This window comes from Okibacterium fritillariae, assembly GCF_052783725.1.
This window is the reverse complement of the sequence record NZ_CP199917.1, coordinates 459,898-484,935: the sequence shown is the minus strand read 5'-3', so window position 1 is coordinate 484,935 and position 25,038 is coordinate 459,898. Positions and strand designations below refer to the sequence as shown.

General features: G+C 68.5%; 24 protein-coding genes. 12 read left to right on the top strand and 12 right to left on the bottom strand.

The genetic code is table 11. The features are described 5' to 3' along the window. Positions 1–87 precede the first annotated feature (87 nt). The 5 genes from ACUWEX_RS02295 to hemE all read right to left on the bottom strand — a co-directional run bounded on the left by ACUWEX_RS02295 (position 88) and on the right by hemE (position 3,891). Positions 88–336, bottom strand: coding sequence for a DUF3618 domain-containing protein (locus tag ACUWEX_RS02295; RefSeq protein WP_077054295.1), 249 nt, complete (start codon positions 334–336; stop codon positions 88–90). Then, on the bottom strand, positions 323–733 hold the full coding sequence (locus ACUWEX_RS02290; protein ID WP_079726660.1) for a phage holin family protein: 411 nt from the start codon (positions 731–733) through the stop codon (positions 323–325). The genes ACUWEX_RS02295 and ACUWEX_RS02290 overlap by 14 nt, the downstream gene beginning before the upstream one ends. A gap of 12 nt (positions 734–745) precedes the next feature. Then, positions 746–1,138, bottom strand: coding sequence for a hypothetical protein (locus ACUWEX_RS02285; protein ID WP_079726659.1), 393 nt, complete (start codon positions 1,136–1,138; stop codon positions 746–748). Positions 1,139–1,222: 84 nt separating this feature from the next. Next, positions 1,223–2,743: a protoporphyrinogen oxidase gene (gene hemG / locus ACUWEX_RS02280; RefSeq protein ID WP_445996992.1), complete on the bottom strand. Its 1,521-nt coding sequence runs from the start codon at positions 2,741–2,743 to the stop codon at positions 1,223–1,225. Further along, positions 2,740–3,891, bottom strand: coding sequence for a uroporphyrinogen decarboxylase (gene hemE / locus ACUWEX_RS02275; RefSeq protein ID WP_445996991.1), 1,152 nt, complete (start codon positions 3,889–3,891; stop codon positions 2,740–2,742). The genes hemG and hemE overlap by 4 nt, the downstream gene beginning before the upstream one ends. A gap of 121 nt (positions 3,892–4,012) precedes the next feature. Here hemE and ACUWEX_RS02270 point away from each other — a divergent pair, with 121 nt between their 5' ends. Continuing rightward, positions 4,013–5,527 carry a glutamyl-tRNA reductase gene (locus tag ACUWEX_RS02270; protein WP_445996990.1) on the top strand — a complete coding sequence of 505 codons (1,515 nt, stop codon included), beginning with the start codon at positions 4,013–4,015 and terminating at the stop codon, positions 5,525–5,527. A gap of 108 nt (positions 5,528–5,635) precedes the next feature. On the opposite strand, the gene ACUWEX_RS02265 is transcribed toward ACUWEX_RS02270, so the two are convergent. The 3 genes from ACUWEX_RS02265 to ACUWEX_RS02255 form a co-directional block, all read right to left on the bottom strand. After that, positions 5,636–6,163: a DUF4190 domain-containing protein gene (locus ACUWEX_RS02265; protein WP_445996989.1), complete on the bottom strand. Its 528-nt coding sequence runs from the start codon at positions 6,161–6,163 to the stop codon at positions 5,636–5,638. A 171-nt stretch (positions 6,164–6,334) separates the two neighbouring features. Further along, positions 6,335–7,717 (bottom strand): glycine--tRNA ligase, encoded by a 1,383-nt coding sequence (locus tag ACUWEX_RS02260; protein ID WP_445996988.1) that lies wholly within the window; start codon positions 7,715–7,717, stop codon positions 6,335–6,337. Positions 7,718–7,829: 112 nt separating this feature from the next. Then, positions 7,830–8,966, bottom strand: coding sequence for a hypothetical protein (locus ACUWEX_RS02255; protein WP_445996987.1), 1,137 nt, complete (start codon positions 8,964–8,966; stop codon positions 7,830–7,832). A 295-nt stretch (positions 8,967–9,261) separates the two neighbouring features. Between ACUWEX_RS02255 and ACUWEX_RS02250 the strand changes: the two genes are divergently transcribed. The 3 genes from ACUWEX_RS02250 to ACUWEX_RS02240 all read left to right on the top strand — a co-directional run bounded on the left by ACUWEX_RS02250 (position 9,262) and on the right by ACUWEX_RS02240 (position 11,179). Beyond that, positions 9,262–9,675, top strand: a complete 414-nt coding sequence (locus ACUWEX_RS02250; RefSeq protein WP_445996986.1) for an NUDIX hydrolase — start codon at positions 9,262–9,264, stop codon at positions 9,673–9,675. An 89-nt stretch (positions 9,676–9,764) separates the two neighbouring features. Further along, positions 9,765–10,478, top strand: a complete 714-nt coding sequence (locus ACUWEX_RS02245; RefSeq protein WP_445996985.1) for an alpha/beta fold hydrolase — start codon at positions 9,765–9,767, stop codon at positions 10,476–10,478. Then, positions 10,475–11,179, top strand: coding sequence for an esterase/lipase family protein (locus ACUWEX_RS02240; protein WP_445996984.1), 705 nt, complete (start codon positions 10,475–10,477; stop codon positions 11,177–11,179). Before ACUWEX_RS02245 ends, ACUWEX_RS02240 begins: the two co-directional genes overlap by 4 nt. Before the next feature lie 70 nt (positions 11,180–11,249). On the opposite strand, the gene ACUWEX_RS02235 is transcribed toward ACUWEX_RS02240, so the two are convergent. After that, positions 11,250–12,161, bottom strand: a complete 912-nt coding sequence (locus ACUWEX_RS02235) for a serine hydrolase (RefSeq protein WP_445996983.1) — start codon at positions 12,159–12,161, stop codon at positions 11,250–11,252. 13 nt (positions 12,162–12,174) lie between these two features. Beyond that, positions 12,175–14,181, bottom strand: coding sequence for a M13 family metallopeptidase (locus ACUWEX_RS02230; protein WP_445996982.1), 2,007 nt, complete (start codon positions 14,179–14,181; stop codon positions 12,175–12,177). 88 nt (positions 14,182–14,269) lie between these two features. Between ACUWEX_RS02230 and ACUWEX_RS02225 the strand changes: the two genes are divergently transcribed. From ACUWEX_RS02225 to ACUWEX_RS02215, 3 genes are all read left to right on the top strand, one after another. Further along, on the top strand, positions 14,270–15,598 hold the full coding sequence (locus ACUWEX_RS02225) for an MATE family efflux transporter (RefSeq protein ID WP_445996981.1): 1,329 nt from the start codon (positions 14,270–14,272) through the stop codon (positions 15,596–15,598). Between the two features lie 153 nt (positions 15,599–15,751). After that, the gene (locus tag ACUWEX_RS02220) at positions 15,752–16,837 is read left to right on the top strand and encodes an endo alpha-1,4 polygalactosaminidase (protein WP_445996980.1); all 1,086 of its coding nucleotides are present in this window, start codon (positions 15,752–15,754) and stop codon (positions 16,835–16,837) included. 173 nt (positions 16,838–17,010) lie between these two features. Then, complete coding sequence (locus ACUWEX_RS02215) at positions 17,011–17,955, top strand: AraC family transcriptional regulator (protein ID WP_079726647.1); 945 nt, start codon at positions 17,011–17,013, stop codon at positions 17,953–17,955. Between the two features lie 68 nt (positions 17,956–18,023). On the opposite strand, the gene ACUWEX_RS02210 is transcribed toward ACUWEX_RS02215, so the two are convergent. Together ACUWEX_RS02210 and ACUWEX_RS02205 are read right to left on the bottom strand one after the other, a co-directional pair. Next, positions 18,024–19,403, bottom strand: a complete 1,380-nt coding sequence (locus tag ACUWEX_RS02210) for a maltokinase N-terminal cap-like domain-containing protein (RefSeq protein WP_079726646.1) — start codon at positions 19,401–19,403, stop codon at positions 18,024–18,026. Between the two features lie 217 nt (positions 19,404–19,620). Next, positions 19,621–20,277, bottom strand: coding sequence for a hypothetical protein (locus ACUWEX_RS02205; RefSeq protein ID WP_079726645.1), 657 nt, complete (start codon positions 20,275–20,277; stop codon positions 19,621–19,623). 232 nt (positions 20,278–20,509) lie between these two features. On the opposite strand from ACUWEX_RS02205, the gene ACUWEX_RS02200 reads away from it, so the two are divergent. From ACUWEX_RS02200 to ACUWEX_RS02180, 5 genes are read left to right on the top strand one after another with little or no spacing between them, the layout of a single operon-like run. Further along, positions 20,510–21,451 carry an ABC transporter ATP-binding protein gene (locus ACUWEX_RS02200; protein WP_445996979.1) on the top strand — a complete coding sequence of 314 codons (942 nt, stop codon included), beginning with the start codon at positions 20,510–20,512 and terminating at the stop codon, positions 21,449–21,451. Further along, complete coding sequence (locus ACUWEX_RS02195) at positions 21,448–22,392, top strand: ABC transporter permease (RefSeq protein ID WP_445996978.1); 945 nt, start codon at positions 21,448–21,450, stop codon at positions 22,390–22,392. The genes ACUWEX_RS02200 and ACUWEX_RS02195 overlap by 4 nt, the downstream gene beginning before the upstream one ends. A 36-nt stretch (positions 22,393–22,428) precedes the next feature. Next, positions 22,429–23,856, top strand: a complete 1,428-nt coding sequence (locus ACUWEX_RS02190) for a sensor histidine kinase (RefSeq protein ID WP_445996977.1) — start codon at positions 22,429–22,431, stop codon at positions 23,854–23,856. Next, the gene (locus ACUWEX_RS02185; protein WP_079726641.1) at positions 23,853–24,512 is read left to right on the top strand and encodes a response regulator; all 660 of its coding nucleotides are present in this window, start codon (positions 23,853–23,855) and stop codon (positions 24,510–24,512) included. The genes ACUWEX_RS02190 and ACUWEX_RS02185 overlap by 4 nt, the downstream gene beginning before the upstream one ends. Next, complete coding sequence (locus tag ACUWEX_RS02180; protein WP_445996976.1) at positions 24,509–25,021, top strand: methylated-DNA--[protein]-cysteine S-methyltransferase; 513 nt, start codon at positions 24,509–24,511, stop codon at positions 25,019–25,021. The genes ACUWEX_RS02185 and ACUWEX_RS02180 overlap by 4 nt, the downstream gene beginning before the upstream one ends. Positions 25,022–25,038: the final 17 nt, after the last annotated feature.

Sequence of the window (25,038 nt, the reverse complement as noted above, 5' to 3'; positions counted from 1 at the left end):
CCCCGGGCGGGGCCGGGACGCGACGACGGCCCGCCCTCGAGAGAGGTGCGGGCCGTCGTCGGCGGTGGTGTCAGGCGGTCGTCGCGGTCAGTGCTTCACGATCGAACGCACGATGGAAAAGACGCCCAGGCCGACGAGAGCAGCGGTGCCCGCCACGCCCACGCCGAGGGCGACGGGCTTGGTGCGGCTGACCTCGACGACACGGCGCTTGGCGCGCTCGGCGGCTCGGTCGATCTGCTTCGGAACGTTGAGCTTCTCTTCGATCGCGTTGAGGGCGGCGGCGAGATCGGCGCGCGCCTGCTCAGGCTTCGGAACGCCGGATTCAGTGTTCGCCATATTCGCCCAACCCCTTCACTGCGTCGACGTCTTTCTTCAGGCTCTCGCCCGTGCTGGGCTCTTGCCCCATCTTCTTGAAGAATCTGAGGCCGAGGAACGCCAACACCGCCGCGATGATCACGAAGACGGCGAAAACGATCAGGGCCGCGAGCCACGGCGGCAGCACGACGGCGAGGCCGAGGATGGCCGCGGCGATGAGCACGCCCACCGCGAAGAACAGGAGGACGGCCGCCGCGACGAAGAGCCCGATGCCGATGCCGGCGAACTTGACCTTGTGCGTGAGCTGCTGCTTGAGCTGCTCGATCTCGGCCTTGATCAGGTTGGTGACGAGCTCGGGCAGCTCACCGATGAGGGTGAAGAGCGACTTGCGCGCCTCTTCTTTGGAGTCGGGTTTCACGGCGAATCGTCCTTACTCGGTCTTGTCGGAGGAGTCTGCCGAGGTGTCGGCGGACGCAGCGGCGGTGGCCGACGCGGAGCGCTTCGTTCCCGCCTTCACCGACTTGCCGATTTCGCTCGCGGTGTCGACGGCGGCCTTCTTGGCGCTCTCAACCTTCTGCTCTTTCGACTGGTCGCTGGTGACGACGTTGACGACCTTCTTGGCGCCGTTCAGCAGCACGCCGGGAACCTCGCTCGCGCGGGCCTTGGCGAAGTCTTCGACCTTGCCGACCTGCTTCTGCACGGGCTTGGCGTTCCACACCTTCGCCCAGCTCGTCTGGATCTGGCGGTAACGCTCTCGGCCGGCTCGCGTGCCGAGCACGTAACCAGTGGCCAGTCCGGCGACGAAAAGTACTTTGCCTTTCATGGGACTCCGTTCAGGTTGCGGTCAATTACCCCAGCGTAGCCCTGTTGCGGGTGTCGCCGCCCAGGGGTTGCGCGCGTATTCGTCTCAGGGCATAGAGGTTTCGGCGACGACAGCGTGTCGCACTCGGGATGCGGCGGCCGAGGCATCCGGAACCACCGATGCCAGCCCCGTTCCGCTCAGCCAGGCGCCCGCCACTTCGAGCCCCTCGAACTGTTCGACGGCTTCGCGCACGCGCTCGGCGGCCTGGCGGTGACCGATCGTCGCGACGGGCACGGTGCCGCGCCAGGGTGTGCGTGCCGCGTCGACGACCTGCTCGGCCGTGAGCGGCGTGCCGAAGAGAAGGGATGCGTCGGCGAGCGCCTGTGCGACCAACTCGGCGTCACCGAGGGCCGCCGTCGAATCGGCGTCTCCCTGCCGCCCGTACGAGAGGCGGATGACGTGGCGGTGCGGGCCATCCGCCGCGGCGCGTTCGGCGAGCCACGACCATTTGGCGTCGGAGTGCGTCATGGCCTTGGCGCGCACCGACGAACCCGGGGCGACCAGGATTCCGGTGCCGCGCGGGTAGCTGTCGAGGGCGGCGGCGTCGAGCACGAGCGTGACCAGTTCAATGGGGGCGGGGCCATCCGGAACCTGGTCGAGGGCGTCGCGGAGCGTTTCGGAACCCGGCAGCTCGGCGAGAAGCGTGCGCGTGACGCTCTCGGGCGCCGCGAGGACGAGGAAGTCGCTGTCGAGGGTTTCGCCGTCGGCCAGGACCGTGCGCCAGCGGGGAGCCGCGAGAGACGCGGTGTCGGCCTCGGGGAGCGACTCGATCGTGGCCACGGGCGCACCCGTGCGCAACTCGCCGCCGAGCGTCGCGACGCTGTCGATGAGCGCCTCGACCAGGCGATACATGCCGCCGCGCAGACCCGAGACGGCCGAGCCCGGTTTCGCGTCGCCGCGCAGGAGCGCGATGGCGCCCGACAGAGAACCAGCCCGTGTGAGCGCCTTGTTCAACCCCGGCGCCGCGAGGTCGACCTCGAGGTCGTAGGGGCTGGCCGAATACACGCCACCTGCCACCGGCCAGACGAGGCGCTCGAGCACCTTGCGGCCCATGCGTCGCTCGACGAGCCGGCCGAGGTTGTGCACGCGGCCGATCGCCAGCACGGGCATGACGCGGTCGAGGTAGGCACGCCAGGCGCCGCCCCAGCCGAGGGCCAGGCGCACATCGTCGGCGAAGGGGTTGGAGGGGATGCCGAGCACGCCGCCCTTGGGCATGGGGATGGTCAGCTCGCCGCCGGCCGCATCGGGCAGACGCAACCACGCACCCTGCGGGTTGGGTTTCACGATCTGGTCGTCGAGTCCGAGGTCGTGCACGAGGGCCGCGACGTGTCCGCCGCGCGTGGCATAGCTCTCGGCACCGCTGTCGACGGTGAGGCCGGCGACCTGCACCTGCGCGAGTGCGCCGCCCGCGGCATCCGTGGCCTCGAGGATGGTGACGCGCACGCCGATCTTGGCGATCTCACGTGCCGCTACGAGCCCGGCGACACCGCCGCCCACGACGACCGCGTGCAGCTCGGAGACGTGACGCTCGGAGACGTGACGCTCGGGGCCGTGACCTTCGCTCATGAGCGGTAGTCGTGCACGAACTCGACGAGACGCGTGAGCACGGTCGGGTCGGTCTCGGGAGGCACGCCGTGGCCGAGGTTCAGCACGTGGGCCGGGGCGACCTTGCCGCGCTCGAGCACGTCGACCACATGCGCCTCGAGCACGGGCCACGGCGCCGACAGGATGGCGGGGTCGACGTTGCCCTGCAGCGTGACGACTCCCCCGAGCCGGCGCGACGCCTCGTCGAGCGGCACGCGGTAGTCGACGCCCACCACGTCGGCGCCGATGTCGTGCATGGCTTTCAGCAGCTCGCCCGTGCCCACCCCGAAGTGCACGATGGGAACGTTGCGGGCGTGCGTGGTTTCATGAGCCGCGCCCTCGGCATCCACCTCGGATGTCGTCACGTCGTAGTTGAGGTCGCGCACATGTTCGAGCGCCTTCGACGAGGCCGGTGCCACGTGCCGCACGTAGTCGTCGAGCGACAGCGCGCCCGCCCACGAGTCGAACAGCTGCGCGGCGGATGCCCCGGCGAGCACCTGTGCACGCAGAAAACGCCCCGTGACCTCGGCCGACCAGGCCATGAGCTTGGCCCACGACTCGGGGTCGGCGTGCATGAGCGTGCGCGCGCGGATGTGGTCTTTCGACGGGCCGCCCTCGACGAGGTAGGCCGCCAGGGTGAAAGGAGCGCCCGCGAAACCGATCAACGGCGTGTCGCCGTGCTTCTCGCCCAGCTCGGCCACCGTCATGGCGACGGCCTCGCGCACGGGCACCAGGGTGTCGTCGAGGATGGCGGGGTCGAGGGAGATGAGCTCGTCGACATCCGCCGCCGTGCGCACCGCCTTGCCGAGCACGGGACCCTTGCCCGGAACGATGTCGACGTCGACACCCACCTGCTTGAGTGGCACGACGATATCGCTGAAGAAGATGCCGGCATCGACCCCGTGGCGTCGGATGGGCTGCAACGTGATCTCGGAGGCCATCTCGGGTTTGAGACACGCGTCGAGCATGGCCGTGCCGATGCGCAGATCGCGGTACTCCGGCAACGACCGGCCCGCCTGGCGCATGAACCACACCGGCGTGACCTCCTGCCGGACGCCCTGGTAGGTGCGCACGAGACGCGAATCGGTAGTGCGGCCAGAGGCGAGCGGATGCTGCGGGGAGAGTTTCACTCCCCCATTCTCTCAAACCCGGCGCGGTCGGCGAGCCTCGGAACCCCGCCGTGACCCGCACGTTCGTGCAGGGCGAAACCCGACGGCCGCGGGCGAAGCAGCGAGCGCGTAGAATGACTCAGTGCTCATGTGTTTGACGGCGAGTCACAAAAACGCCAGCTTCGACCTCCTCGAGGCCTTGAGCGTACGCACCGACTCGGTCGCACGCCGCATCACCGAACACACCGAATGTGTCTCGGGCGCCGTGGTCGTGGCCACCTGCAACCGCTTCGAGGCCTACATCGACTTCGACGAGCCGCTCACGAGCGCTCAGGCCGTCGCCCTCGAGGCCACCGCAGACGCCGTCGCGGCCGCCAGTGGCATCGATGCCGCCATCCTGCGCCAGAGCCTCGAGGTGCACTCGGGTCAAGACGCCGCCGAGCACCTCTTCGCCGTCGCCGCCGGGCTCGAATCCGTCGTCGTGGGCGAGGGTGAGATCGCCGGCCAGGTGCGCCGCTCCCTCGAACGCGCCCGCGAAGAGGGCACCACGTCGAGCGACCTCGAGCGCCTGTTCCAGCGCGCCTCGCAGACCTCCCGCGGCATCAAGAACCGCACACCGCTCGGCCGCGCCGGGCGTTCCATCGTGCGCCTCGCACTCGACCTGGCCGAGAGCCGCATCAGCGACTGGTCGGCCACCACGGTCCTCCTCGTCGGCACGGGCGCCTACGCGGGCGCCAGCCTCGCCGCCCTGCGCGACCGCGGCGTCACCGATGTGAGCGTCTACTCCCCCTCGGGCCGCGGCGCGCGCTTCGCCACGAAGCACGACATGGACAACGTGTCGTCGACCGACTTCGCGCGGCTCGCAGCATCCGTCGATGTCATCGTCACCTGCACCACCGCCAACGGGCACGTCATCGACGCCGAGCTGCTGCAGCGCGGCCGCCTCGAAGCGCACGCGGCGAGCACGGATGCCGCAGCCACCGTCACCCCCATCGGTGTCGTCGCCGCAGCCTCAGGCTCGGCCGCCGCCCACGCAGCAGCCACATCGGGCCCGAACGCCGGAACGGACGTCATCGCCGGAACGGGACTCAGCACCGGAACAGGGCTCGACGGCGCGATGCTCGACGCCGCCGACGGGTGCCCCGTCGACCACGATGCCCGCGCTCAGCTGGTCATCGACATGGGCTTGCCCCGCAATGTCGACCCCGACGTGCAGACCGTGCGCGGCGTGGAGCTGCTCGACCTCGAGACCATCCGCATCCACGCGCCCCTCGAAGAGCTGCAGGCCACCGACGAGGCGCGCAAGATCGTGTCCCGCGCGGCCCGCAAGTTCTCCGACGTCACCGACGAACAGAGCGTGTCCGACGCGGTCGTCGCCCTGCGCAGCCACGTCTTCGATCTGCTCGAGGACGAGATCCAGCGCGCGGCGGGTCGCGGCGACGACGGCGAGACCGCCCGCGCCCTGCGCCACCTGACCGGCGTGTTGCTTCACACGCCCACCACGCGCGCCAAGGACTTCGCGCGCGCCGGCGAAGCGCAGAAGTATCGCGACGCCATCGAGACGCTGTTCGGCATCTCGGTCGACGGCCTGGCCTCGGCCGCCGAAGACCGCGCGGTCGCCGACGACGCGGCCGCTCGCGGCGAAGCCACCGCCTAGCCCAACTGGCGCGGCGCTTCCCAGCCCGACGACACCGGCAGTCGACGCCCGCAGCGTCAACGCGAAACGCCCCGCCGTTCGAGTCGGCGGGGCGTTTCGTGACGAGCTTTAGTTCGTGTAATAGTCGCCCGACGACGCGGCGCCGATGCTGATGATGATCACGATGATGGTGATCAGGATGATGAACGCCAAGTAGACGAAGCCGATCACGATGCCGGCGATGGCCAGGCCCTTGCCCTGCTCGCCCGTCTTCTTGATCTGCGAGAGGGCGATGAAGCCGAGGATGACGGCAATAAAGTTGAAACCGATGATCGCGCCCACGAGCGAGACGATCGAGAGCACGTTGTACTTCTGGGGCTGCTGGCCGTAGGCGCCGTACTGCTGCGCGTCGTACTGCTGCTGACCATAGGCCGGCTGCTGACCGTAAGGCTGGTCAGAACTCTGCTGGCCGTAAACCGGCTGGCCGTATGCCTGCTGCTGGTCGTATGACGGCTGCTGACCGTACTGCTGCTGGTCGTAAGAGGGCTGCTGACCGTAGCCCTGGCCCTGGTCGGAGCCACCCGGCTGCTGGCCGGAGTTGTGCGCGTTCTGGTCGCCGTAGGGCGAGGGGTCGTTGTTCGAGGTGTTGTCCGACATGGGGCTCCTTCTAGACGTGGGCGTTCTCATGCTGGCAGCGCGGCCCGAACCGTGTCAATCACATGACCACTGGTCGGACCGCGCTGCCGTGCAGGCACGTAACGATGACCGCTACGCGACACGTGTTGCGGGGTGCGGGGTTCGCGGGACGTCGCGCGCACCGGGTGTTGCCTAGGCGCCGCGCAGTCGCTCGGCGAGGAAGAGGTAGAGCTCGTCGATGGAGACGCGCTCCTGCTGCATGGTGTCGCGGTCGCGCACGGTCACGGCGTTGTCCTCGAGCGAATCGAAGTCGACCGTGATGCAGAACGGGGTGCCGATTTCATCCTGGCGACGGTAGCGGCGGCCGATGGCACCCGCGTCGTCGAAGTCGACGTTCCACTGCTCGCGCAGGGTCTTAGCCACCTGGCGCGCGAGAGGCGACAGGGCCTCGTTGCGCGACAGCGGCAGCACGGCGGCCTTGATGGGCGACAGACGCGGGTCGAGCTTCAGCACGGTGCGCTTATCGGTGCCGCCCTTCGCGTTGGGCACCTCTTCTTCGTGATAGGCGTCGACGAGGAACGCCATCAACGAACGGGTCAGACCGGCGGCGGGCTCGATGACATACGGCGTCCAACGCTCGTTCTTTGCCTGGTCGAAGTAGGACAAGTCCTTGCCGGATGCCTTCGAGTGCGTCGTCAGGTCGTAGTCGGTGCGGTTGGCCACACCCTCGAGCTCACCGAACTCGCCGCCCGTGAAACCGAAACGGTATTCGATGTCGACGGTGCGCTTCGAGTAGTGCGACAGCTTCTCCTGCGCGTGCTCGTAGAGGCGCAGGTTGTCGGGGTTGATGCCGAGGTCGGTGTACCAGCGCAGGCGCTCGTCGATCCAGTACTGGTGCCAGGTTTCGTCGGTGCCGGGCTCGACGAAGAATTCCATTTCCATCTGCTCGAACTCGCGCGTGCGGAAGATGAAGTTCCCGGGCGTGATCTCGTTGCGGAAGGACTTGCCGATCTGGCCGATGCCGAACGGGGGCTTGATGCGCGCCGCCTGCAGCACGTTGGCGAAGTTCACGAAGATGCCCTGCGCGGTCTCGGGGCGAAGATAGTGCAGGCCGCTCTCGTCGTCGACGGGGCCCAGGTTGGTCTTCAGCAGGCCCGAGAAGGCGCGCGGCTCGGTCCAGTTGCCGCGGTTTCCGGTGTCGGGGTCGGGCACTTCATCCCAGCTCGACGGCTCGCGGCCGTGCTTCGCCTCGAAGGCCTCCCACAGGTGGTCGGCGCGGTAACGCTTGTGCGTGATCGTGGACTCGACGAGCGGGTCGGTGAACACCTCGACGTGACCGGATGCCTCCCACACCTGCTTCGGCAGGATGACGCTCGAGTCGAGCCCGACCACGTCGTCGCGCGACTGCACCATGGTCTTCCACCACTGGCGCTTGATGTTCTCTTTGAGCTCGACGCCCAAGGGACCGTAGTCCCAGGCGGAGCGAGAACCCCCGTAGATTTCACCCGCCTGGAAGACGAACCCGCGGTGGCGGGCCAGGGCGATGACGGAATCAAGACGGGTCGGTGCGGCCACGATACTCCCAATAAAAACAGAACCCAGGCTGGCTGCCTGGTTGCGAACCATCCTAACGGAGAGCGGCGCCGCGCCCCGGGGAGGGGAGCGACGCCGCTCATCAGGGATGCCGTTAGGCCGTCTTGCGGCGTCCCCGCGCGCTCGCCACGATCATGCCCACAAGGCCTACTGCCATGAGGCTCATCGCGGTCACCGAGAGCACCTGATCATTCGCACCGGTCTCGGGCAGGGTGCCAGCGGCGCTGGATACGACGAAGATGTCGCGGAACTCGAGCCCGTTCGAGATGCCGCGATACGGATAATACGGCGAGCCTTCGGGCTCGGGCAGACTCTGAGCGGCGGAGAACGAGTACCCCTTCGCCGGCAAATCGAAGTCGACCGCCCACGTTCCGTCAGCAGCCACCGTGGTCGATTTCACGATCGTCGACTCTTGGTCGCCATCTAGATCGGCGCGCCGAATACCCGCGAACGGATAGGCGTAGACCGTTACCTGCGCACCGGGGAGGCCGGTCCCGGTGAACGGCACATTCACCAGGGTGCCGGTTCCCCGGAACGTGCTTCCCGGTGCCGGCGTCGTGATCGAGGCGTCGGCGATTTCCGGCGGGTAGAGCTTGAACGACTGCTCGAATCGGCCGTCGGCCCAGCCCCGCGCGCTCGCCGTGATCACGATCGTCTGATTTGTGTAGGCGTCCTCTGGGTAGGAGACGCTGGTCCGCCAGTCACCGAGCGCCGATGCCGACGCCTGGACGGTCGCAAGAACAACACCGTTCGCGTCGCTGATGGTGACGATTGCATTGGAAACCGCGTTCCCACTGATCTCGAACCGCCGCGGAGCCACGATCGGGCCGTTCCATCCTGCGAGGTTCGGGGAGCTCACCGTGATCGGGATCTCTTCGAGTACGGGATCAGCCTGAGGCGCCACCGGGGCGGGATCCTCCGTCGGAGCCGGAGCTGGAGCCGGCTCCACCGTCGGCGTCGGCGAAGGCGCTGCGAACGGCTCGACAACAGGTTCGGGTGTCGGAGTCGCCGTGGGCTCCGTGGACGGCTCGACGATGCCCTCCGCGGTCGCAGTCGACTCGGCGGTCGAGGCCGGGCCTGCAGACGGAACGACTTCGGGGACGTCTACGACGCTGATTACGGCATCGCCCGCATCTGCTGCGAGTGCCGCTCCCGGAAGAAGGGCACTCGACCCGGCGATGAGAAGAAGCCCCGAACACGCGGCCAGTGATTTTCGTGCAAACGGCGTCATCGCCAGATCCCCAATTCTCGCGCCGAAGCGCGTCCCCATGCTTATTGCGGCACCAAAGTGGTCCGCGGTCACTTTCTACCAGGCGCACGGCGTTTGCTGCATGAAAATGGCACTCGGATGTCTTTCGTTATAGATCCGTTGCGTATCGCTCCCCGCGCCGTTGTTGTGCGGTTCTCAAGTGCCATCCGAAGGCACGCAGCTCGTCGATCATCATCCATTTCATTTGAGAGATTCTCATGGCGCCGCTGCTGCTCTGAGGCGCGCCGGGCCGCGGCGCCGCGGATAGTCTGGAGGGGTGACCCAGACGCCCCCGCCACCACTCGATGTGGCCGCGATCGCGCTCGTGCGTGACCGGCGTGTGCTCATGGTGACGGCGCGGGGGCGGGACGTGCACTACATGCCGGGCGGCAAGGTCGATGCGGGTGAGACACCGGCCGAGGCGGCGGCGCGCGAGGCGTTCGAAGAGGTGCGACTGGCGCTCGAGCCATCCGATCTGACCGAGTTGTTCGTCGTCGAGACGTTGGCCCACGGGCAGGCCGAGGGGCGGATGGTGCGCATGACCGTTTTCGGCACCGACACGACCGAGCAGCCCCATCCCTCGAGCGAGGTCAGTGCCCTGCACTGGTGCGACACGCGCGACGCCGACCGCTGCCCACCCGCCGGACGCGAGGTGCTGCGCTTGCTCGCTGCGGCAGGAGCGATCGATTGAGCGTGCTCGACCGGTTGATGCGACGGCGACGGCCGGTCGCCGAACCGCGGCGGCAGAGCTCGACACGTGAGTTTCATTCGGAGCAGCGCGTGACGCTCGTGACCGAATCGGGCCTGCACACGGGGCCGAGTTTCGTGCTCGTGCACGGCATCGGCATGGGGCATCGCTACTGGTCGGGGCTGTCGCGGATTCTGGAGAAGGTGGGGCGCGTGTATGCCCTCGATCTGCCCGGTTTCGGCGATGCGCCGGAGCCCGCCCGGCCGCTCGACATGGTGGCGTCGGGCGAGCTGCTCGCCGAGCTGGTGGAACGGTGGCGCATCGAGCGGCCCGTGCTCGTCGGGCATTCGATGGGCACACAGATCGTGGCCGAGGCGGCGGCGCACCATCCCGAGCTGTTCAAGACGGTCGTCTTGATCGCGCCGACCGTGAACCCTGCCGAGCGCACCGTGGCGAAGCAGGCGCTGCGGTTGGTGCAAGACCTGTCGACGACGCATCCGCGGGTGTTGTGGATGGGGGCGCGGTACTACCTGAAGGCGGGGCCGCGGTGGTACATCGAGAAGCTCGGCAGCATGATGAATCATCGGGTCGAGGCGACGCTGCCGCGGGTGCAGGCGCGCACGCTCGTGATCCGCGGCGAGAAAGACCCGGTGTGCCCGCACGATTGGGCCGTGCGCGTGGCGACGATCCTGCCGCACGCGCATCTGGCCGAGGTGCCGGGGCGGGGGCACGAAACCATGATCACGGGCTATCGACGCGTGGGCGAACTCATCCTGAAACACGTTCGGGCGGGGAGCCACCGATGAGCGACTTCCCGGTCGCCAGGCCGTCGCTGGTTCAGGAGGCCGTGTGGACCACGGCAGACTTCATCGAGTCGGCCCGGCTGCATGCCGAGGCGGCGCTGCATCCGAACCCGCCGGAGCGGTATCGGCACGGCGACCCGTCGAAGCCGACCGTGCTGCTGCTGCCGGGCGTCTATGAAACCTGGAACTTCTTGCGGGTCATCGCCGACGCCCTGAACGAGGATGGCTATCGCATCGCGGCGGTCGGCGGGCTCGGTTATAACCTGCTGCCGATTGCCGAGACCGCGACGCGCTTGACACGAGCCCTGCGTGCGCTGGCCGTGCCGTCGGGTGGGCGGGTGATTCTGGCGCACAGCAAAGGCGGCCTGATCGGTAAGTACCTGCTGCGGGCGCACGGCACCGAGTTGGGGATCGAGAAGTTGACGGCCATCGCCACGCCGTTCGCCGGCTCGCGGCGCGCCAGGTACATGCTCGATCCACGCCTGCGCATCTTCGATCCGGCCGACGAGACGATCGTTCAATTGGGGGCGGATGCCTCGGTGAACCCGCGTATCACTTCGATCTTCGGCACGTTCGACGCCCAGGTGCCCGACGGCAGCGTGCTGTCGGAGGCGCGCAACGTGCAGGTTCCTGTGCACGGGCACTTCAAGGTGCTGAGCGCGCCCGAGACCCTGGCGGCCGTGAGGCAATCGCTTACCGCCTGAACGCGTGGCGTGCGTGCGCGTGCGTGCGGAGCGCACGGCCGACGGTCGCGAACCGGCGTGAGCCGAGCCGCTAGTCCTGCACGTATTCGACGAGGTCGTAGCCGATGGTGCGGAGCGCGTCGATGACGGCGAGTCTCGCCTGCAAGCTGTCGTCGGTGAACGTGACGCCGACGGCGTAGGAGACGCCGGCCCGGGTGCCCGTGAGCACACCCGCCTCGGCGCGCAGGCCCGCGGCGACACCGGTGCGGTTGAAGAGCCGGAGCCCGTGATCGCCCGTGCGGTGAGAACCGGGGTCGAGGCCGAACGCGGAGGCGACGAGCGACAGGTCGTGGCCGAGGCTGAGCCAGGAGACGACGCGCTGGCTGGTGGCCTGGTCGACGATCGTGCCGCGCGCGAGTGACGCGAAGAGCCAGTTGACCTCTTTCATCGAGCCGACCGAGAGGTGCGGCGCGTCGTCGGGGCCGCGTTTGTCGCGGGCTACGTCGAGCAGCGCCATGCGCCGCAGGCCCAGGTCTTCCGTGCGCACCCGCACGGCGTCGAGCCCGACCTTGCGCAGCAGCACGTTGGTGGCGAGGTTGTCGCCGGTGGCACCGATGAGCGCGGCCACATCGGCGACGGGCAGCGAGGGCGCCTGCAGGTGTTGCCAGATGCCGCTCTGTGACACGAAGTCGGTCGACTCGCGATCGAGGATGGTGAGCGCCGCGAATTCGGTGTCGTTCAACTTAGCGGCCACATCGACCAGCAGCAGCGTGGTGCCGATGCCTGCCGTGGGCATGATGACGTAGTCGTCGACCGATAACAGCTCTTCGCCCGTCGTGAGGTCGCTGACGCGCGCCGACACCTGCACGCCGTTCCGCGCGAGGAAATCGAGCGCCTTGAGGCTGCGCGAGAAACTCTCGGCGTGCTCGACCGCCCGGTGGCGAGCACGGGGTCGCTGTCGTCGGCGGGCACGACCGTGGGAAGGCGGAGGCGTAGACGTCACGAAACTCTTTCGGCTACCAGATGGAGACGCGCTGCTCGGGCGGCAGCCAGAGGGCGTCTTTTTCGGTGACGCCAAAAGTAGCGTAGAACTCGTCGATGTTTCTGACAATCTGGTTGCAGCGGAACTCGTTGGGCGAGTGCGGGTCGATCGACAAGAGGCGGATGACCTCGGCGTCGCGCCCCTTCTGCTGCCACGCCTGCGCCCACGACAGGAAGAAGCGCTCGGCCCCGGTGAGCCCATCGATGACGGGCGGCTCGGCGCCGTCGAGCGAGATGACGTAGCCCTTCCACGCGATGGCCAGTCCACCGAGGTCGCCGATGTTCTCGCCGATGGTGAGAGACCCGTTGACGTGCTGGTCGGGAACCTGGGCGGGCGCAAGTGCGTCGAATTGGGCGATGAGCGACGCCGTGCGCTGCTCGAAAGCCTGGCGGTCGGCATCCGTCCACCAATTGGTGAGGCGGCCGTCACCGTCGTACTGCGAACCCTGGTCGTCAAAGCCGTGACCGATCTCGTGGCCGATGACGGCACCGATGGCACCGTAGTTGGCGGCCGCGTCGCGCGTCTCGTCGAAGAACGGGTACTGCAGGATGGCGGCCGGGAAGACGATCTCGTTGAAGCCGGGGTTGTAGTAGGCGTTGATGGTCTGCGGCGTCATGAACCACTCGTCGCGGTCGAGCGGCTGGCCGATCTTGCCGAGCTCGCGGTTGAGATCGAAGAGGTTCGACCGGCGCACATTGCCGAACAGGTCGTCTGGCTCGATGACGAGCTCGGAGTAGTCGCGCCATTTCTCGGGGAAACCGATCTTGGGCGTGAACTTCGACAACTTGTCGAGTGCCTTCAGGCGGGTCTCCTCGCTCATCCAGTCGAGGGCCTCGATGGACTGGCGGTAGGCCTCGACCAGATTGGCGACCAAGACATCCATACTGTCTTTGGCCTGCGGCGGGAAGTGGCGGGCGACGTAAACCTGGCCGACGGCCTCGCCGAGACCACCCTCGACGAGGGAGACGGCGCGCTTCCACCGGTCGCGCATATCGGGTGTGCCGGTGAGCGTGCGGGCGTAGAAGTCGAAGTTGGCCTCGACGAACGCGGCCGGCAGGTAGGGGGCGGCGGAGTGCACGATCTTCCAGGCCAGCCAGTCACGCCAGGCGGTCAGGCGGTCGTCGGTGAAGAGGCCGCCGACCTGCTCGAAGAAGCTGGGCTCGCGCACGACGACCTCGGCGAAGGCGTGCTCGTGCTCGCCGAGGAGGGCCGAACGCCACACCTCGAAATCGAGCGTCGAGGCGGCATCGGAACCGCCGACGGCGGCCGCGAACTCATCCCAGCTGCGCAGGTTGTAGGTGGCCTGGCTGTCACGCGTCTTCACGTTGTCCCAGTGCAGGGCCGCGATGTCGGTCTCGAGCTGGAACACGCGGTGGGCCCGCGCCGCCGCATCGTCGTCGGCGGCCGGCGCACCGGCCTCGGCGGCGAGCTCGAGCATGGTCTGCAGATGCGCGAGGTAGGCCGCGCGCACGGCCTCGAACTTCTCGTCGCGGAAGTAGCTCTCGTCGGGCAGCGTGATGCCGCCCTGCTCGAGGAACACGAGGTAGCGCTCGGGGTTGCCCGGGTCGTTGTCGACGAAGGGCTGGAAAACGCCGCCGATGCCCTGCCGCTGCAACTCGCCGATGGTGCGCAGCAATGCTGGCACCGAATCGACGGCGGATGCCTGGGCCAGATGCTCGAGCACGGGCTCGATGCCCAGCCGCTCGATGGCCTCGTCGTTCATGAAGCTCGTATAGAGGTCGCCGATCTTGCGCTCGACCGTGCCCTCGGCGGCATCCTGCGCGTCGAAGATGATCTGCTGGACGTTCTTCTCGGCTGCCTCGGCCAGCTGGTGGAACGAACCCCACCGCGCCTTGTCGCCCGGAATCTCGGTGCGGTCGATCCATTTTCCGTTGACGTGGCGGAAGAGGTCGTCGTGCGGGCGGACCGCGGGATCGAGTTCGTCGAGGGCGATGCCGGAGGAGAGCGGGGCGTCAGTCATCCCTCCACCCTAGACGCCTGAACCGACGCTCGGCAGGGTCGAATCAGCGCCGTCGGTGGCCGTCGGTGGCCCCCGCTAGGGTCGGAACATGAGCACGCCTGCGCCCCCCACGGTCGATCGCCAGATCGTGCGCCTGGCCGTGCCCGCGCTGGGGGCGCTCATTGCCGAGCCGCTCTTCCTTCTGGCCGATTCAGCCATGGTCGGGCACCTCGGCGTCGAACCGCTCGCGGGCCTCGGCATCGCCAGCGCCGTGCTGCAGACGATCATCGGGCTCATGGTGTTCCTGGCCTATGCCACAACCCCGGCCGCCGCGAGGCGATGGGGTGCCGGAGACGAGCGCGGCGCCGTATCGGTGGGCATCGACGGCATGTGGCTGGCACTGCTGCTCGGAGTAGCACTCACGATCGCCGGGGTCATATTCACACCATCCGTCGTGTCGTTGTTCGGCGCGTCGCCCGAGGTGGCCGAGCAGGCCCACACCTACCTCGCCATCTCGATGCTCGGCATTCCGGCCATGCTCGCCATTTTCGCCGGCACGGGGCTCCTGCGGGGGTTGCAAGACACCACGACGCCCCTCGTGGTCGCGGGCGCCGGTTTCGGGGCCAATATCGCGCTCAACTTCCTGCTGATCTATGGAGCGGGGTGGGGCATCGCGGGTTCGGCCGTCGGCACCGTGATCGCGCAGTGGGGCATGTTCATCGCCTACGCAGTGGTCGTCGGTCGACACGCTCGACGCACGCGGGCGCGTGTCCGCCCCCACCTCGGTGGCATCGGCGGCTCGGCGAAGTCGGGCGGCTGGCTGCTCGTGCGCACCGCAAGCCTGCGCGCCGCCATGCTGCTGGCCGTGGCCATCGCCACATCTCTCGGCACCAACGAGCTAGCGGGTTTCCAGGTGGTCATGACCGTCTTCGCCACCCTCGCGTTCGCGCTCGACGCTCTAGCCATCGCCGCGCAGGCGTTGATTGGAAAGGGGCTTGGCGCGGCCGATGTCGCGGGCGTGAAGCAGGTGCTGAAACGCTGCCTGCAGTGGGGCCTGCTCTCCGGTGTCGCACTCGGACTCCTCGTGGCGCTTCTGAGCGGGGCCATCGGCCTGCTGTTCACGGGTGATCCACGTCTCGCCCAGCTCATCCAGCTCAGCCTGATCATCACGGGGGTGGCCGCACCGCTCGGCGGTGTCGTCTTCGTGCTCGACGGCGTGCTCATCGGCGCGGGTGATGCGCGCTACCTCGCCCTCACCGGGCTCATCAACCTGGCCGTGTTCGTGCCGCTCGCCCTCGCGGCCGGAGCCTGGGGTGGCACGGGCGCGGGCGGGCTCGCCACACTGACGGCCGCCTTCATGTTCGGTTACCTCGGCGCCCGCGGAGTCACCCTGTGGGCGCGAGCGCGCGGCGACGGATGGATGCGCACGGGCGTCTGACGAACGGTCGCTGGCGTCCGGGCCCACTGCATCGGAACGGTCAGCGGCGCGAAACTGAACGGACGGTGACAAGGCGATCACGAATCCATAACCCTCGCCCTTTCTGACAGCAGAGTCCCCGCCGGGTCCAGTTTCGGCTGTTACTTTCCTGACGTGTCCCGCATCCGCCGCCCCCTCTCCCCCCGCCTCGGCACCGCCCTGGTCATCGGAGCGGTCGCCGCCATCGCCCTCGCGGGATTCGCCACGACCCATGTCGCTCCATCGGCCAGCCAGCTCGCGACGTCGAGCGGCACCCCGAGCGTGAGCGCTACCGCGCAGGCCGCCCCGGGGCCCGGTGCGCTCGACGACGGTCCCGCCGCCGTCGATACCTCCGGCCGGCCAGCCGCGTCCGGAGCCGGAAACGAGCCCCTCGCGGCGGGTGGCACGGGTTCGACCCCGAGCCCGACAGCCGCCCGACCGGCCTCCGAATCCGACGAAGCCCTGGCCGCCGGCATCACACCGTTCCCCGAGTCGCCCGTCGCCGACTACCAGGTCGGCGTCACCTATGACCCCGCCCCGGGCGTGAACCTCGTCGTGCGCACCGCCACCGCGTTCCCCGAGCACGGGCTCTACAACGTGTGCGCCGTCAACGCGTTCCAGACCCAGCGCGCCGACGTCGACTTCTGGTTGAGCAACAACCGCGACCTCCTGCTGTGGGATGCCTCGGGTGCACCACTCGCTGATCCCGATGCGCCGGGTGAATACATCCTCGACATCTCGACCTCCGCCAAGCGGGGACGCATCGCAGAAATCCAGACCCGTGAGCTGCGCGCCTGCGTGGCCCGAGGGTTCCAGGCCGTCGAACTCGACAACCTCGACTCCTACACGCGGTCGGGCGGGGCGTTCGACCTCGGCGCAGCGTCGGCGTTCGCGGCGCTCCTGACCGCCAAAGCGCATGCGCTCGGCATGCCCATCGGTCAGAAGAACACGCCCGAGCTGGGCTGGGCCGGATCGGACGAGATCGGATTCGACTTCGCGGTCGCCGAAGACTGCATCGCCGACCAGAACTGCTCGGCCTTCACCGACGTCTACGGCACGCGGGTGATCGGGCTTGAATACACCGACCGCACCTCCGACTTCGCCCTCGTCTGCAACGACCCTCGACGGCCCAGCAGCACCCTCCTGCGCGATCGGGCGTTGCGCGGTCCCGGCACGCCCGGGTACACCGCCGAGCGCTGCACCACCTGGCCGGCCCTCTAGACGGCCCGGCCCCACCGGCAGGATTCGTTCGGCCGTTCCGACGACGCACGACTGCGCGACGCTCGTTCGGCATCCGAACGCCCGGGAATCGGGCCCGACAGGCCACGCTTGCGGCCCTGCGCTTTGGGGATAACTTGCTTTCCCAGGCGAGAACGACCGGATAATTTGGCCGAATGGACCGAAGGGTGGTCAATTTCCGGTTCAAAACCGCAAGTCCCGATGAGGCGTCCGCTCACCTCACCAAACGGTACTCCCGGTTCCGCATTCAAGCGGCCGACCCCCGCGCCTTCGGATTCGAACACACCGCTCTGGGCGACGACAATTTCACCATCGAACGCCTCACATTCCAGGCGCGCGCGACCGCGACGATGGATGTCACGCCGCGCTTCGTCGTCGGGCACCTGCTGGGCGGGCGCTGGAGTCTGACCGCCGGGCAACAGAACCTCGACGTGCGCACCCCCGTGCTCTACCCGCACCGGGAGGTCGAGCACACCTGGCACGATCTGCATCTGGGTCTCGTCACGATCGCCCCCGAAGAAGTCATCGAGATCGCCCGCCTGCTGGGTGCCGGACCCCGCTTCGCCTTCACCGGCAACAATCCGATCGACACGGAGAGCGCCAACGTCTGGCAGGCCGCCGTGCAGCACGCCAATCGCGATGTGCTCAGCAATCCCGAATTCATGGCCAACCCGCTCGTGCGGGAGGAAGCCCGCCGCACGCTCATCTTGGCGCTGCTGCGCACCTTCCCGAACAACACGATGGACGGACCTCGCCAACCGGATGTCGGAGCGGCACCCGCATCGGTGCGACGTGCCGTGCAGTACATCGAAGACAATGCGCACGCCGTGGTCGACATCCGGGGAATCGCCGAAGCCTCGGGGCTGAGCGTTCGCGGTATTCAGGCGGCATTCCGCCGCACCTTCGACATGTCGCCGCTGACCTACCTCAGGATGGTGCGGCTGGAGGCCGTGCGCAAGGAATTGCGCGCGCTCGAACGCGACGACGAAGGCACGGTGTCCTCGGTCGCACACACCTGGGGGTTCGTGCACCTCGGGCGATTCGCCGCCCAATACCGCGAGCGTTTCGGCGAGCCGCCGAGCACGACACGGCACCGCTGAGCACGACACGACACGGCACCGCTGAGCACGACACCGCACGGCCGAGCGCGGCTCGGATCCGCCGCGACCTAGGCGGTGACGGGCGGAGCGGAACGTGCGACGAGGCGTTCGACGGCCGACGTCGGAATGCTCACCCAATCGGGGCGGTTGCGCGCCTCGTATACCGCCTCGTAGACGGCCTTGTCGATCTCGAACGCGTCGAGAAGAGCGCGTTGTGCGCGGACATCCGTGCCCGAGGCGGCGATGTAGCCGTCGACGAACGATCGGCGGGCCGTGGACGCCCAGGCGGATGCATCCACGGGCGGTTCACTGTGCGCGAGCGAACCCGCCACATAGTCGAACGAGCGCAGCATGCCCGCGACATCACGCAGCGTGACGTCGGGCCGCGACCGCTCGGGCATGGGCCGCAGCGGCTCGCCCTCGAAATCGAGCAGCACCCACCCGCGCTCGGGCGAGTACAGAGCCTGACCGAGGTGCAGATCGCCGTGGATGCGCTGCAGCCGCGGCCACTCGACATGCGCCGTGCGGTCGTAGAGCGCCAGGATGCGCTCGCCGAACGGGGCGACCGCGGGAGCTTCGGCCGACGCGATACGCACCCGCCGCCGCATGCTCTCGAGGGCGCCGGCGATCTCGTCGGGACCCGCCTCGACCGTGTCGAGTGTTTCGGCCAGGACCTGGTGCACCTCGGCGACCGTGCGGCCGAGCTCGAACGCCTGCTCGGAGAAGTCCTCACCGGCCTCGGCGGCACGCAGGGCGACGCGCCAGGCATCCTCGAGGCCCGGCAGGAACTCCTGCACGAACGCGAGGTGTCCGGTGGCCGTGCCGCTCTCGCGACCCGGGTCGGGCCAGGTGGCCGTCAGCGAGCCGAAGGAGGTGGGCACGCGACGCGACCCGCCACTCGTGAGAGCCGCCTGCGTGGTGACATCCGGGTTCTCGCCGTGGTGCAGCACGCGGAAGACCTTGGCGATGACGTGGGGCACCGGGCCGCCTTCGACGTCGTAGATGATCGACGTGTTGGACTGCTCGCCGCGCAGGACGCGGGAATCGACGCGCACCCCGGGGTCGAGAAGCGCGTGGCCAGATGCCGTGGCACCCTCGCCCGAGCTCTCGAGCGCGTGCGTGATCTGGTGCAGCAGGGAGGCCGCGTAGGCCGGGTCATGGGGGCCGTCATAGAGGTGCCGACCGTCGACCTCGCCGATCAGGAAGGTCTCGCCACCCTCGAGCGGAGCATCGCGGTGGACGACGGGCACCTGGTAGAGAACCGGCTTCTCGTGCGCCTCGTCGATGAGGAGGTAGCTGACGACGGTGGCGCCCTCGGCGTGCGGGTGGCCAGCGGGAACGGCGCCCTCGAGGGCTCCGATCACACGGATGCGGGGCTGCCGGCCCTTGGTCGCATACCAACGTTGGTCAGCAATCCATTCGGCCAGGCGCGAGACGAGAACACTCATGTCGGCACACTACCCGGTGCACCCGAACGGAGGAGAGGGCTTGCATTTGCCGTGGCGACCGTTCGATGTGACCACGCCGGCGGGTGCGGCGCGGTCGAGAGATCCGCGGGACACGCGGTGAGGCAGCGTCGGGCGCGCAGAAAGGGGCGGCCTCGAGGAGACCGCCCCTTCCTGAGGGTGCGCGCTGCCCAGACAGGGCGCGCACACTCATGTCGCTTTAGCGACCGAGTCCCAACCCACCGAGGGTGTCGTTGAGGAGGGCGTCGACCGAGTTCGACACGGAGGTGCCGAGGTCGGTGTTCGTGTTGGCGTCGCCGGTCTCGACACCGGTTTCGGTGCCATTGCCCACGGGGGCGTCGACGGGAGCGTCCACGCTCGTGTCGTTGCCCGAGCCGACGGGTGCGTCGACGGGAGCCTCGATCGGAACATCGACGGGGGCGTCGACATCGTTGCCCGAGCCGACCGGAACGTCGTTGCCGGAGCCGATGGGCGCCTGAACGTCGTTACCCGAGCCGGTCTCGTTGCCCGAGCCCACCTCGTTGCCGTTGCCGGTCTCGTTACCCGAGCCGATGTCGCCGGCTTCGTTACCCGAGCCGATGTCTCCGGTCTCGACGATGGGGCCGTTGATGAGGCCACCGTCGATCAGACCGGTGTCGTTGCCGACGATCCCCGAAGCGGTGTTGCCGCCGAGGATGCCGTTGAGAAGGTCGTTCAGCGTGGTGCTGGTGCTGTCGAACGAGTAGCTGTCCTGGCTGTTGCTCGGCTCGTCGTTCTGAGCCGCGTTCGCGGGGGCGACGATTCCGCCGACCACCAGAGCGGATGCTGCGACGCCGATGGCGCTTGCGGTACCGATCTTCTTCGTGAAGCTATTCATCAGGTGAACTCCTATTCGTTGTTCCGCCGGCTGGAATTTCCCGGCCGACACGAGAGCTTCGGGGGCCTCCTCGACATCGGATTGGAAACAATGCCCCCCATACAGGGGGTTCTCAGGTTCCGCGGTGCCGACCAACCGTCGATCCACCGATCCCCATCCACCGATCGGTTGATGAGCTTTCTCCACCGTTCGGGCTCTGTTGCGCGACGCCCGGAACGCGGAGCATTGCACCATGAGCACATCTGAGACCGTCGTCGAGGTCATCGACCTCCAGAAGCACTACGGATCGTTCCACGCGTTGAGCGGGGTGTCGTTCGACATTCGCCGCGGCGAGACCTTCGCACTGCTGGGCCCGAACGGCGCCGGCAAGTCGACCACCATCGAGATTCTCGAGGGCTTCCGCAAGCGCTCGGGCGGGCAGGCGCGCGTCCTGGGCATCGACCCCGACGACGCCGGCCTCGACTGGAAGGCTCAGCTGGGTATCGTTCTGCAGTCGAGCGCCGAGGCGGCCAACGTGACGGTTCGTGAGCAGGTGTCGCAGTTTGCCGGGTATTACTCGCGGCCGCGCGACGTCGACGAGGTGATCGAGGCGGTGGGCCTCACCGCCAAGGCGAAGACCCGCATCGGCCAATTGTCGGGCGGGCAACGCCGGCGCGTGGATGTCGCACTCGGCGTCATCGGCCGCCCCCAGCTGCTCTTCCTCGACGAACCGACCACGGGTTTCGACCCGGAGGCACGGCGCCAGTTCTGGAGCCTCATCGAGGGGCTCAAGGCGGATGGCACGAGCATCCTGCTGACCACCCACTACCTCGACGAGGCCGCCCACCTGAGCGACCGCGTGGCCGTGATCGCCGGCGGAACCCTGATCGACATCGGCACCGTCGACGAGATCGGCGGCGCCGAGGCGCGCATTCCCACCGTGCGCTGGCGGGATGCCGCGGGGGTCGCCCACGAAGAACGCACGACGCGCCCGGCCGAACGGGTCGCCGCGCTGTATGGCCAGCTGGGCGAGCCGACCGAGGTCGAGATCGTGCGTCCCAGCCTCGAAGACATCTACCTCGACCTGGTCGAGACCGACGCCCGAGCGCGAGTGGCCGCCAACACTCAGAACGAGACGCCCACGATCCACGCCTCGAACGACACCGCCGCACAGCCGACTGGAGAACGCGCATGAGCCTCGAAACCGGCGCCACGACGGGCGCTGCCACCGCATCGACCACCGACCTCGACCCCGCCCGCACGGCCGCCCTGGCCGCCGTCGCCTCGGTGCCGCCCGACACGGGTGTGCCGAAACTGGCCCGCGGCCGCGGCCTGCGCCTCGGCGCACGCCGCGTCGGCTACGAGGTCAAGCAGTACTTCCGCGCCGGTGACCAGGTCTTCTTCACCTTCCTCTTCCCCGTGGTCATGCTCGCGATCTTCTCGGTCGCCTTCAGCGGCACGGGCAACATCGGCACCAACCCCGACGGTTCGGGCGGCATCTCGCAGGCCGCGTTCTACCTGCCGGGCATGATGGCCGCCGGCATCCTGCTCTCGGGCGTGCAGAACCTCGCCGTCGATATCGCCACCGAGAAGAGCGACGGCACCCTCAAACGGTTGAGCGGTTCGCCGTTGCCCGTCATCAGCTATTTCCTCGGCAAGGCGGGCCAGGTGCTCGTGACGTCGATCATGCAGGTCATCCTGTTGCTGCTGTGTGCGCGGTTCCTGTTCAACGTGGCGCTGCCCACCGAACCATCGCGTTGGCTCACCTTCGCCTGGGTGTATCTGCTCGGCATCGTGACGGCCGCGGTTCTCGGCATCGCGCTGTCGGCCGTGCCCCGCACCGGCAAGAGCGCCACGGCCGTCGTCATCCCGATCGTGCTCGTGCTGCAGTTCATCTCGGGTGTCTACCTTTCCTTCACGATGCTGCCCGACTGGCTGCAGAACGTGGCGAGCATCTTCCCGCTGAAGTGGATGGCCCAGGGAATGCGTTCGGTGTTCCTGCCCGAGTCGTTCGAGGCCGCCGAACAGGGTGGCGTGTGGAATCTGCCCGGCGTCGCCATCGCCCTGCTCGTCTGGGCCGTCATCGGAATGGTGCTGGCGCGCGTCACCTTCCGTTGGATCCGCAAAGATAGCTGACAGGGCGTGGGACGCTCGCGGCGAACGGAGACGGCGATGAAGTGGTGGCATGTGGGCACGGGTGCCCTCGTCGTGCTGCTGCTCGGGCTCGTCGGGTGGATGCCGCGCCTCACGCCCGAGATGCGCATCCTGGCCGCGGGGGCGCTGGTTGCCTTCGCCGTGCTCTATGCCGCGTGGGGGCAACGCCTGTTGCGGCAAGACTGCCCGCGGGCGACGGGTTACCTGGCCGCCAGCATCCTCGTCGTCGCGGTCGGGGTGTATGCCGAACCGAACCTGCTGATCATGCAGTGCCTGCTGTTTCCGCTGATCTGGGTGCTGTCGAGCAGCATCCGGCACGCCATCGTGCTCAACGTCGTAGCCGCGCCCCTGTTCGTGGTGGCCTATGCCACGGGCCTGGGCGGCAGCGGACACCTGTGGATCGAGGCGTTCTTCATCGAGGGGCTGTCGCTCGGCTTCAGCATCGTGCTCGGGTTGTGGATCAACAACATCGCCGAGCTGGGCCGGCAGAAGACGCTGCTCTATGACGAGTTGGCGGCCGCGCAAGACCAGCTCGCGAGCCTGAGTCGGGATGCCGGGGCGGCGGCCGAGCGGGAACGGATCGCGCGCGACATCCACGACACCATCGCGCAGAGCGTGACCGGCATCGTCATGCTGGCGCAGCGCGGGCGACGCGAGGTGACCGAGGTGACCGAGGTCTCGCGGGACGACGCCCGTGATGGCGTCAACGATGAGCGGAGCAGCGACCGCAGCAGTGACCTGAGCAATGGGGGCCTGAGCGGCGGCGGCGCTGCCGACAGAACCGGGCCGGGGGCGTCCGCCGAAACGTTCGAGCTGATCGAATCGATGGGTCGCGAGGCGCTCGACGAGGCCCGCGCTCTCGTCGCCACGTTGGCCAAGCTGCCCGATGCCGACGCCACGCTCGAGCAGGCCGTGCGGCGGGTGGCCGAACGCTTCGGGCGACAAACGTCACTGCGCGTGGATGTCGAGGCCGATGCCCTGCCGCCGCTCCCCCGCGAACTCGAGGTCATGTTCCTGCGGTGCGCCCAGGAAGGGCTCGCCAATGTGCGCAAGCACGCCCGGGCCACGGCGGCCGTCGTGTCGCTGCGCGTCGAGGACGGCTTCGTCGAGTTGCGCGTGGACGACGATGGGCGCGGGTATCCGGCCGAGGCCGAGACGCGGGGCCCGGCGAAATCGGAGAACGAGACCGAGAACGAGACCGCTGACGATGCCGAAACCGGGGCGGCTGGCATCGACGCCCTGTCGGCGCGCGGCTTCGGCCTGGCCGGGATGCGCGAGCGCCTCGCTTTGGCGAACGGCACGTTGAGCATCCGCACGCTGCGGACGCCCGCCGGCGAACCCGTCGGCGCGAGCCTGACCGCGCGGGCACCCGCATCTGCACCCACTTCTGGCAGCGCCGCTTCGCCGGCCACGCCGCCCGCGGCTTATGTCGAGAGGACCTCATGACCGACCCCATCCGCGTCGTGGTCGCCGACGACCACCCCATCGTGCGCGCCGGCATCGTCGCCTTGCTCAGCGCGACGGACGGCATCGAGGTCGTCGGGCAGGCCGCCACCGGCCGCGCCGCCGTCGAGCTCGCGCGCTCGGAGCGACCCGACCTCGTGCTCATGGACCTGCGCATGCCCGACGCCGCGGCGGCACCCGGCGAACAGCTCGACGGCAGCCAGGCGACGGCGCGCATCGTCGAGGAGCAGCCCGCCACGCGCGTCCTCATCCTCACCACCTACGAGACCGACGACCACATCCTCGGCGCCATCGAGGCCGGAGCGAGCGGCTACCTCCTGAAAGCGGCGCCGCCCGAGGAGATCGTGGCGGGGGTGCGCTCGGTCGTCGCCGGGCAGACCGCTCTTGCACCCGCCATCGCGGCGACGTTGGTGCGGCGCATGCGCGAGCCCCAAGCATCCGCGGCCCCGTCTTTGAGCGCCCGCGAGACCCAGGTGTTGCGCCTCGTGGCCGACGGTCTCGGCAACGCCCAGATCGCCACGGCCCTGTTCATCAGCGAGGCCACCGTGAAAACACACCTCATCCATGTGTTCGAAAAACTCGAGGTGTCGAGCCGCACCCGGGCCGTGACCCGCGCCCAAGAGTGGGGGATGCTGTGACCGCCCGGCACACCGTCATCGACACGCGCATCGGCGCCCTCACGCTCGTCGCCGACGATGCTTCCCTGACGGGCATTTATTTCCCGGGCCACTGGACAAAACCGGACGACACGGCGTGGGGCGATCGCGTGGGCGTCGCCGATGATCCCGTCTTCGAGCGCACGCAGGCGCAACTCGAGGAATACTTCGACGGCGAGCGCACGACGTTCGACCTGCCGCTCGCACCCGTCGGCAGCGAGTTCCAGCAGCGCGTGTGGGCGGTGCTCGAGCGCATCCCGTTCGGGCAGACCGTGACCTACGGGCAGATCGCGGCCGAGATCGGCGGGCGCACGGTGGCCCAGATGGTCGGGCAGGCGGTCGGGCGCAACCCGGTGTCGATCGCCATCCCGTGCCACCGGGTCGTGGGAGCCGACGGCTCGCTCACCGGATATGCGGGTGGCCTCGAGCGCAAGCTGTTTCTGCTGGAGCTCGAAGAGCCGCCCGAGATCGCGGCGAGCAAACTGTTCTGAGGCGGGCTGGTTTGTCG